This window comes from Brasilonema octagenarum UFV-OR1 (assembly GCF_963888615.1).
GTDB lineage: Bacteria > Cyanobacteriota > Cyanobacteriia > Cyanobacteriales > Nostocaceae > Brasilonema > Brasilonema sennae.
Genome location: NZ_CAWPKW010000340.1, coordinates 20269 through 29259, shown reverse-complemented (window position 1 = coordinate 29259; position 8991 = coordinate 20269). Strand labels below are relative to the sequence as shown.

Annotated in this window: 10 protein-coding genes and 2 pseudogenes; 8 read left to right on the top strand and 4 right to left on the bottom strand. The window is 40.2% G+C overall.

Features of this window, described 5'->3' with window-relative positions:
- Positions 1-433 precede the first annotated feature (433 nt).
- The 7 genes from AC5590_RS30940 (at position 434) to AC5590_RS30910 (ending at position 5566) form a co-directional block, all read left to right on the top strand.
- Complete coding sequence (locus AC5590_RS30940; protein ID WP_169267094.1) at positions 434-898, top strand: phage tail protein; 465 nt, start codon at positions 434-436, stop codon at positions 896-898.
- Between the two features lie 17 nt (positions 899-915).
- Entirely contained in the window at positions 916-1398 is a 483-nt protein-coding gene (locus AC5590_RS30935; protein ID WP_169267093.1) for a phage tail protein, read from the top strand.
- 12 nt (positions 1399-1410) lie between these two features.
- Complete coding sequence (locus AC5590_RS30930; RefSeq protein ID WP_169267092.1) at positions 1411-1758, top strand: hypothetical protein; 348 nt, start codon at positions 1411-1413, stop codon at positions 1756-1758.
- 29 nt (positions 1759-1787) lie between these two features.
- On the top strand, positions 1788-2168 hold the full coding sequence (locus AC5590_RS30925) for a phage tail assembly protein (RefSeq protein WP_169267091.1): 381 nt from the start codon (positions 1788-1790) through the stop codon (positions 2166-2168).
- Positions 2153-2314: a DUF6760 family protein gene (locus tag AC5590_RS30920; RefSeq protein ID WP_348982737.1), complete on the top strand. Its 162-nt coding sequence runs from the start codon at positions 2153-2155 to the stop codon at positions 2312-2314. The genes AC5590_RS30925 and AC5590_RS30920 overlap by 16 nt, the downstream gene beginning before the upstream one ends.
- The gene (locus AC5590_RS30915) at positions 2311-3720 is read left to right on the top strand and encodes an FHA domain-containing protein (protein WP_169267090.1); all 1410 of its coding nucleotides are present in this window, start codon (positions 2311-2313) and stop codon (positions 3718-3720) included. Before AC5590_RS30920 ends, AC5590_RS30915 begins: the two co-directional genes overlap by 4 nt.
- A gap of 526 nt (positions 3721-4246) precedes the next feature.
- Positions 4247-5566: an NF041680 family putative transposase gene (locus AC5590_RS30910; protein WP_169267089.1), complete on the top strand. Its 1320-nt coding sequence runs from the start codon at positions 4247-4249 to the stop codon at positions 5564-5566.
- Positions 5567-5947: 381 nt separating this feature from the next.
- Here the strand turns inward: AC5590_RS30910 and AC5590_RS30905 are convergent.
- The 4 genes and pseudogenes from AC5590_RS30905 to AC5590_RS30890 all read right to left on the bottom strand — a co-directional run bounded on the left by AC5590_RS30905 (position 5948) and on the right by AC5590_RS30890 (position 7851).
- Positions 5948-6437: pseudogene (locus AC5590_RS30905) on the bottom strand (HARBI1 family protein).
- Positions 6438-6574: 137 nt separating this feature from the next.
- Complete coding sequence (locus tag AC5590_RS30900) at positions 6575-6850, bottom strand: helix-turn-helix domain-containing protein (RefSeq protein ID WP_318284575.1); 276 nt, start codon at positions 6848-6850, stop codon at positions 6575-6577.
- A 39-nt stretch (positions 6851-6889) separates the two neighbouring features.
- Positions 6890-7360, bottom strand: a pseudogene (locus AC5590_RS30895) (DUF4158 domain-containing protein); the annotation flags it as partial.
- Between the two features lie 23 nt (positions 7361-7383).
- Positions 7384-7851 carry a double zinc ribbon domain-containing protein gene (locus tag AC5590_RS30890; protein ID WP_169267088.1) on the bottom strand — a complete coding sequence of 156 codons (468 nt, stop codon included), beginning with the start codon at positions 7849-7851 and terminating at the stop codon, positions 7384-7386.
- An 87-nt stretch (positions 7852-7938) separates the two neighbouring features.
- Here AC5590_RS30890 and AC5590_RS30885 point away from each other — a divergent pair, with 87 nt between their 5' ends.
- The gene (locus AC5590_RS30885) at positions 7939-8832 is read left to right on the top strand and encodes a tyrosine-type recombinase/integrase (protein ID WP_169267087.1); all 894 of its coding nucleotides are present in this window, start codon (positions 7939-7941) and stop codon (positions 8830-8832) included.
- Positions 8833-8991 lie beyond the last annotated feature (159 nt).

The following is an 8991-nucleotide window of genomic DNA, read 5'->3' as shown; positions in this document are numbered from 1 at the left end:
GTAGGGGAAGTAGGGGAGAGTAAGAATTTTTTCACCTCATCAACCCGTCAAAGTTGCTGTGGTGGACTACTAGTATTGCAGACCAAATTATAGATTAAACTTTGCCTGGAAAGTTCATTAATTGACTTAGTACAGCCCACCACAAAAAGGGTATTGAATTTTATCATTCGTAGGTTGGGTAGAACGAAGTGAAACCCAACATCAAGCCGAGATATTTCCGAACCCCTTTTACGTTGAGGTCTACTTAGGGTAGCTTGGTAAGCCACCAAACTACCCTCAACTGAAGTTATAGTTTGTCACCAGGCAATCTACTGCGTTTGTGTTTTTTGCATAGGCTTGGGGATTCGGATAATCACTTATCATTCTACAATCTCCTCGTCTTTGCATTTCCATGTTACCGCGTCAGTCCTAATGAGTTGTAAGGAGTCTAGATATGCCCTCTAACACAGAATATTTAACGGCTAATAGATTTGTTCTCGAAATAGATGGTATGCAAGTTACTATCAAATCAGTCGATGGTGTAAAAAGTGTAACACAAACGACTGATAATACGATTATAGGCAACATGGGTCCTGGTAAGAGAGTAGATCAATCCATCCCTAGTGTTCCAGAGAAGGGTACTCTAAGCATCACTATCTATGTAGAGGATAAGAATAAAAAGTTTGATGAATGGCTCCAAAAATGCAGTTCAAATGCAGGAGCTAATAAGGTCATGAGCAATATAAAAAGTGGTTCGTTAGTGTCTTATATATCAGACACTAGTATAGGAGCAAAATGGGAATTAAAACAGTGCTACCCTACTAGCCAAACGTTTACAGGCTTTGACGCTTCTGGAACTGGATTTATGACTCAACAGATAGAACTAACTTACTGGGGAGGTACACAACGCAAGCAGTAAAAAGTGAGTGGTAAACAATGGCTACACTATCAAATATTGAATTTCTCACTGCCCATAATTTCTACCTAGAACTCATATTAGATGGTTCCGGGCAGGCTGATGCTGTCTTTCTTGAGTGCCAGGGATTTCAATGCACGCAGGATGTCATTGAAGTTTGTGAAGTCACTTCTAACAAGTGGGGTCAAGCACAGAAAGGTCTTCCAGTTAGAACTAAAGTTCCTGGCAATGTCAAAATTGGCAATTTGACTTTGCGTAGAGGTGCAAGTAACTCGCTAACATTTTGGAACTGGTTTAAAGCTGTTCAAGAGGGTAACTGGGCTAACCAACGTCAAGATCTTGCTTTGAATATTCTTAATAAAGCAACACAAAGAAAAGCAAGATATGAGTTAAGTGGGGCTTGGCCAACCAATTATAAAATTTCTGATGTCAATGCTCGCAGTAATGAGTTGGCGTTGGAAGAACTAGAAATTGCTTTTGAGGGCTTTAAGCGCACAATGTAGTAAGGAAGCCATATGTTTCAAACAGAGTTTGAATTTACATTGCCGAAGGGCTATTTAGATACTGACAACAACGTCCACCGCAAAGGGGTCATGCGACTAGCAACAGCTATGGATGAAATTATTCCCTTGCGCGATCCCCGTGTTGCATCTAACCCAGCCTATGCTACTATCATTATCCTGTCGCGAGTCATTACTTGCCTAGGAGCATTATCTGAAGTGTCTCCTATGATAGTGGAAAACTTTTTTGCTCAAGATGTGAATTACCTCCAGAATTTTTATCGTAAAATTAATGGTTTGGAGGGCGAACTTATTGTATCAGAAGAAACTGCCAACTCTTCTGTTCAACTGACTCATCATTGAACAAAGTATTCTCTAATTTGCCTTGACTTATGCGCCGGAAAGATACTCTTTACACTGAATTTACCTTTACCTTACCCCAAGGTCTAATTGATGACCAAAACAGAGTGCATCGTCAGGGAGTGATGCGTTTGGCTACTGCAAAAGATGAAATTTTGGTGCATAAAGATCCAAAAGTTCAAGAGAATCCAGCCTACAGTCCATTAATCATGCTTTCACGAGTGATTACTCGATTGGGAAGTCTAACTTCAGTAGCTCCTGAATTATTAGAACGCCTGATTCTACGTGATATTGCTTATCTTAGAGAATTTTACAATCGAGTCAACCAGCAAGGGAATGCACACATCCCTACCCAATGTCCTCATTGCAACGCTGATTTTTCTGTGAAACTAGAGCTATCGGGGGAGTCATAAGCTACCCCTCTGATAAATTATATGAGGAGGTAGCTTTCGTTGCTTACCATTTTCATTGGTCGCAAGATGATATTTTGAGTTTAGAACACAACACTCGTCAGAGTTGGGTAGCAGAAATTAATAAAATTAATCAAAGAATACTATGAAATTAAAAGTTCTTAATTCACAGACACTAAGTGAATTCCAGGAACTTGACCTTTTCCTAACAATCAGAATGGAAGGAGAGTGCTTAATTGGTCGCTCACCTAATTCTGGGTTAGTTCTGGACAGTCCCGATGTCAGTAGACTGCATGGCAAGTTCTTTCTTCAAAATGGAGATTACTACTACTGCGATCTTGGCAGTAGAAACGGCTCTCTTGTTAACGGGAAGATAGCTGAGACAAACCAAAAATATGTTCTGAAACCTGGAGACGTTATCCGCCTCGGAGAGTTCGTTCTCATGTTAGAAGAAATGAGTTCTCCTGACTTACCGGAAACAGTTGTTCGAGTCATAGATGCCCCAGTAGTTTCAAATAGTTTGCAAAACCAGCAAATTCCTCCTCTACCAAAACAAGAGGAGAAAGTTCCGGAAGTAGCTGCTCAGGAAGTGCCCAACTTAAGAACTCCAGATCCTCAACATATCGGTCAGTTTACCACTGAAGAACAAGCCTCCGAAGTAGTCAATCCGCAAGTTGCACCAGTCAGCGAAGAAGTAACTTATACTCAGATTAATGAATATACATTCATTCAGTCAGCGCAGGTAGCTAACGAAATTTCTGAAAGCACGCTGGCAACACCTCAGTTAGAGCAACAAGTTCCAGTAGTGGCTGATGATGTCTCGGAGCAAATCACTCCACAATTGCAGCAACACATCCAACCCACCGCTGAAGAACCATCTGTCGAAGTCGTCGTTCGACAAGCACAACCAGCCACTGAAGAACCGATTGATGCTCAAACTGATAAACTTACATCCCTTGTGCCACCAGAACAAGACAACCAAGTTTCACAAAACGCGATCGCAACACAACAACCAGAGCAAGAAGTTGTGGCAGTGACTGATGATGTCACAGAGCAAACCACTCCACAATCCCAACAAATCGAACAACCTGCTATCGAAGAATCTCCCGAAGTTGTTGTTAAATCTCCAGATGTTGCTGAAGATGTTATCGAGAGCGAAACGCCTGAATTTATTGATAAATACGTAGTGCTCATTGCTCACGACAGTAAGAAATCGGAATTGGCAGAGATTGTTGCTCAGCATCAAAAGTTTTTCTCAAAGTGCCTTACCCTAGCATCATCTTCAATAAGCGATTTGGTAGCTCAACAAAGTGGCATAACGATCTCGCAACAACTTCCTGCAGCCACATCTGGAGGATATCAAACAATCGCTTCAATGGTTTCTTCAGGAGATCTACTAGCAGTTATCTTCTTGAGAGACTTGTTGATGCCTCAACCCGGTCAGGCAAATGAGGAAGCTTTGTTAAGATTGTGCAATATCAACAATCTTCTCGTTGCAACTAATTCCTCAACTGCAGAAGCGATCGTGCATTACTTAGAGGTTGTTTGTAAATGATTATGAAGAAGCCGATTGAGGTGTGGCAAAACGTACGCAATCTTAAAAGTAATTTCGACCGTTCAGATATGAATAATTTTGTTAGGACTTACGCACGAGTTACAAAAGAACAAGACTGTGAGATTGCTTCCTTACTGGAGTTTAGACTAAAAGCGATATAAAGGAATGTAAGTCAACTGAAAATTACGCGTTAAAAATACGAACGAGTCAGTCTCAACTGATTCGTAATTCTTTCAAACGATGTAGTACGTTAGTGACGTTTCAAATACAATAATAATAATTGTACAAGAGGGGAGAGAAGCGAGCATTGCTCGCTTCTCTCCCGCCCTCCACTATTTGATTATCATTATTATTGAATTTGAGACTTAAAGCAGACGATGTGCATGATTGCGTCTGCACTCCCTTGCAATTGCGCTCAACAAATGCGTGTAAATTGTTACTAAAACTTTTAAGAAGGAGTCTGCGGTTAAAGCAAACTCCCTTCAACGGAAGATGAGAGAAGCACAACCAACTCTCAATAACCGTTATGGATTCTTTTGCCAGATTAAAAGCATTTCGTCAAGCTGCATATAACAATTTGTGTCGAGCGCATGATGCAATGTTTGAACTAAAAGACGCGATCATGCTGACGCGTAAAGTATATAGTATTGCAGAGCTATCGTTATCACCTGTATTTCGACGCAAGTGGTCGAGTGTTTATGAAGCAGTACAAGATGCAAGACCACAACGCAACAAGTTGATGCGACTATACATTGAACAAATACCAGCAGTGCCAGAAAAATCACGAATTATACTAGCAGGAGACCATACAGCTTGGGCAAGACCTCATGCAGTAACGTTACAAGACCGTACAAGTGAACATTATTGTACTGGAATCATAAACAATAAACCAGTTGCGCCAGGTGAAGGCTATAGTACAATTGTTTGGGTGCCAGAAGATTCGGGGAGTTGGGCAATACCATTACGGCATGAAAGAATAACCAGTTGGGAAAGTCCAATATCGAAGGCAGTGTGGCAACTCAAACAGGTATGTAAGTATTTGCCCTCACGCCCAATCAGTCTGTGGGACAGCGAGTATGGATGTGCGCCTTTTGTCTTAAAAACTGCTAGTATTAAAGCAGATAAATTGATGCGATTGCGCTCTAACCTATGTTTGTGGAGTTCTCCACCCGCTTACTCTGGTAGGGGTAGACCTCGCATTCATGGTAGTAAGTTCAAGCTCTTGGATACGAATACTTGGACAACACCCGCTCAAATTTTAGAACAAAACGATGCGAAACTTGGTCGGATACGAATTCGTGTTTGGCACAATCTACACTTTAGAGCCGCAGCAAAACATCCGATGTCGTTAATACAAGTTGAACGACTTAAAGAAGATGGTTCGTTACGAGTAACAAAACCATTATGGCTAGCTTGGGTTGGGGAAGAAATGCTTCCTCTGTCAGAAATTTGCCGGCTTTACCTACGACGTTTTGCGGTTGACCATTGGTATCGATTTATTAAACAGCGTCTCCATTGGACTTTACCCAAGCTCAGTACACCAAAACAGTGTGAGAGATGGAGCGAACTCATGCCCATGATCACTTGGGAGTTGTGGCTAGCTCGTGATATCGTTGCAGACAATCCTTTGCCTTGGCAAAAGTCATTAGACAATTTGACCCCTGGAAGGGTTGCCCAGGCGATGGGGAGTATTTTAGCGGGGATTGGTACTCCTACCCGTTCTCCCAAACCTCGCGGAAAGTCCTCTGGTTGGAAACCTGGGAAAGAACGTAAACGTAGAATTCCTTACCCTTCAGTCAAAAAAAGGACTTCTAAGTCACGCAAACCCACTCCAGAGTCCGCTTAAATCTTTAGTTTCTCTCACCTTTCAATTAAAACCTTATTAACCCACTGGTACTGGGTCGTTTTTCATGTCTTAGTCTAAACTCCAGTAAATTATTTGTTAATTCAATACACACTAATTTTTGAGCGCGATGCCGAACTTCCCACGCCAAACGCTCTACAGTAGAAATAGCTGGAATAACAATCTGGCACAAACGCATCTCATCAATAGACATCTCCGAAAAATGCCAATACCACTCTAATACTGGACTTGAGTCACAGAAGGCCAACTTCAAATATCAGCCAGTTTCAACGTAAAAATAAGGGTTTAAGATAGTTACTGATTGATAACCAGGAAAAAATCACAAGTTAGGATATCAATTTTTCCTAGGAATTTCGCACTGTTTTATAGTGCCATAACTAATGCTCCTATTCGGAATCTTACAAGTCCACATATCGTCATGATTATTTGTTCATATTTACTTGGGTTTAATCGAAATCTTTCAGAAGCAACTCTGAAAATTTTCAATATACGAATTAAATGTTCTACAAATATTCGGTCGGAAGCCATTTCTTTATTTTTCTTTTTTTGGGATTCGCTTAGTTCTCCTATGCTTCGGTTTTTTCATGGGAGTCTTAATTGATGGCTCTCCAATATAACCTTTATCCCCTTGAAATTTTTGATGGACGTCAAAATCTTTCTGTCCTTGGCGAAATAAAGTTATGTCACTTTTTGGTCCTGGTTCTCCCGCGATAACATCAACAATATCTTTGCCATCTGGTAAAACAGTAATTTGATTTTTAAATGTATGGTTTTTCTTTTTCCCAGAGTAATACTTTTTCTGTTCTTTATACTCTCCAGGTCTCTCTCTAGCTTGTTCTGCGCTATCTACTATTAGTTCATAGTCGGTTAAAACTTCTTGAACAATTTCATAGTCCGAAGCGTTTTTTTTTACAAGTTCGGCGTAAACTAGATGGCAAAAGTTCTTCTAGAAGTGGCAACCAGTAGTTAAATGTATCGTTCGCGGTTGATTCACATCATGCAAAACTGGATACCTAGCAACTGAAATGTTGTCAAATGTCTCAAATATACCAATGTTAACAGAATTTGCTCCTCCGTCGATAACTTTACTTTACGACCTCCTCCTTTATTTATGATTCTAACTTTCTGTGCTTCGACTTCTTCTTGCTTTTGGGTATGTAAGGCGATCGCCTGTTTTATTAGTTGTTCTAGTTGCTCATACTTGAGACCAACTAACCGCTGCGTTTCCTGATGATTTTTTTTAATATAACCTAATATATCGCTCATTTTTTGTGGTAATAAAGCTAATTTTATACTCTTTTACCACAAAATACTTCTATTTTGGAGATGTTTAATTAATGCTCCCACAAGCGCCATTCCTTTATCTGAGGATATAGCAAATGGTAATAACCATTTTGAGAGTTGCTTATATGTAGATGTACCAAAAGAACGAAATCCAAAATTCTTTTGAATTTCTGCTAAATGTTCGCGTCGAGTTGTATCCCTTTGGGAGTACTCTGTTATTATTGCCGGGTCAAGTTTTAATTGAGATGCAATATAAAACAGTACAGATTCTGGTACTATTTCTCCTAAACTCCAAACACGACCGGGGAAGCGTAGGTAACACAACTGCACGGCGAAACCAAGACGATTGTGTGGTCTACGACGCTCTTTTATAATTTTGAGTTCGTCATTACTAAAAGTATAGTAGCGAGCTATATCTCTTGTAGTTATAGAATTAAAAATTTCAGTAAATTGCAGCCGCTGTGCCGGAGATAAAAGTTCGCGAGTTGCCAATTAGATTACCTATATATTCGGTTTTAAGAAATGGTTTGATTTTGTTTGTAAGAAGTGCCACAGTAAGGGCAAAATTTAAATTTCAGCGACATAATAGGTTCATTGCAACTAACACAACGATTCCGTAAGGCTGTAGCACAAGCAAAGCAATACTTCGACCGTAAGTCAGTCCACATTTGGTCAGGGGTGGTTCCTGGAGTCCAACATTTCGGACAAAATTTTAACGTAGCTATTGTTTCTGGAGAGACTTTCTTCGCCGCTGCATCCAGGTACTCCGGTGGTATTCCCAACGCAGAAGCCAGACCACTTTTAGCCTTTTGATTGAGCCTATTCGTTTGTCCACCCTCAATTTTGCGGATTGTCTGGATATGTATTCCAGCTTTGAAACTCAACTCTTTTTGGGTTAAGGAAAGCTGACCCCGCAATCTCTGGACGTAATTAGCAAGCCCTTCTTCCCCCTTTGGAAGCGTCGAATGTTTTGTTACAACCATCAAAATATATCTAAAAATATATTTGTTAATGATAATTTAATAAATATACTTTTATTCAAATAAATTGCAAAAAGCCCCTCTAAAGTAATGATAACTTTAGCAGCTTTAGCCACCGAGTTTTTAGAACGTCCGGGACTAGCCAAAAGTACTCTACGTTCCTATGAGTCTACGATTATCCCCTTACTCAAGCAGTATGGTCGATGGTCAATAGAAATCATCGACCGACAAATTTTAGTAGAATATCTCAATCATCTAACTGATGTTTCCTATACTACCCACCACCGTCATCAAGCTGTCATCACGGCTTTGTTCAATTTTGCTGTTGATATGGGATATCTCAAATCCAATCCGGTTGCAGGACTCACAAGACGCAAACCCAGTCAAAACAAAGGAGAATATGCTACGGATGAACTAGTGCGTTATCTTACTCCTAACCAATTAAGTATCCTGTATCGCATTATCAAAAAAGATGCGCGGATGTTTGCACTGGTGCGTTTGTTGCATACCAGTGGCGCTAGGATTACTGAGGTATTGGCTCTAAATTTAGATGACATAGACTTCAACACCCGGAAATTTCAGGTTATTGGGAAAGGCAACAAGCAACGGTGGTGTTTTTACAGTGAAGTAGCGAATCAGAGTCTAAATCACTACATCAAATATTATCGGCACCCCAATCATCCAGCGCTGTTTACTGCTCAACAGCCAAAGACTTTAGAAGTCTCCCGCCTTTCATACCGTATGATGCATAAGTCCTGGACAAATCTAATTGGGAAAACTCCAGAACTCCAAGAAATTCGTATTCACGACCTACGGCACACTTTTGCTACAGAGCGAGTGGGATTAATGGGGATTGAAGAACTTAGGGCGCTTATGGGACATGAAAGCATTCAGACAACATTACGGTATCAAGAAGTAACGTCACAACGTGCTGAAGAAGTAGCACAATTAGCGTTTAAGAGTCTGCCTAATTTTTCCGAATAATTTCGGTATGTAACTTTCTTTTATACAATAACTAATACTTTTTATAAAAACTTAAATTCAAGGTGCAGAGAATACATACTACTCTGCACCAACAAACTGAGGGTAAACAGTTTTCAACCAGTAGCTTATTATACAAGTATTAGTTAACTCACTTGTTTC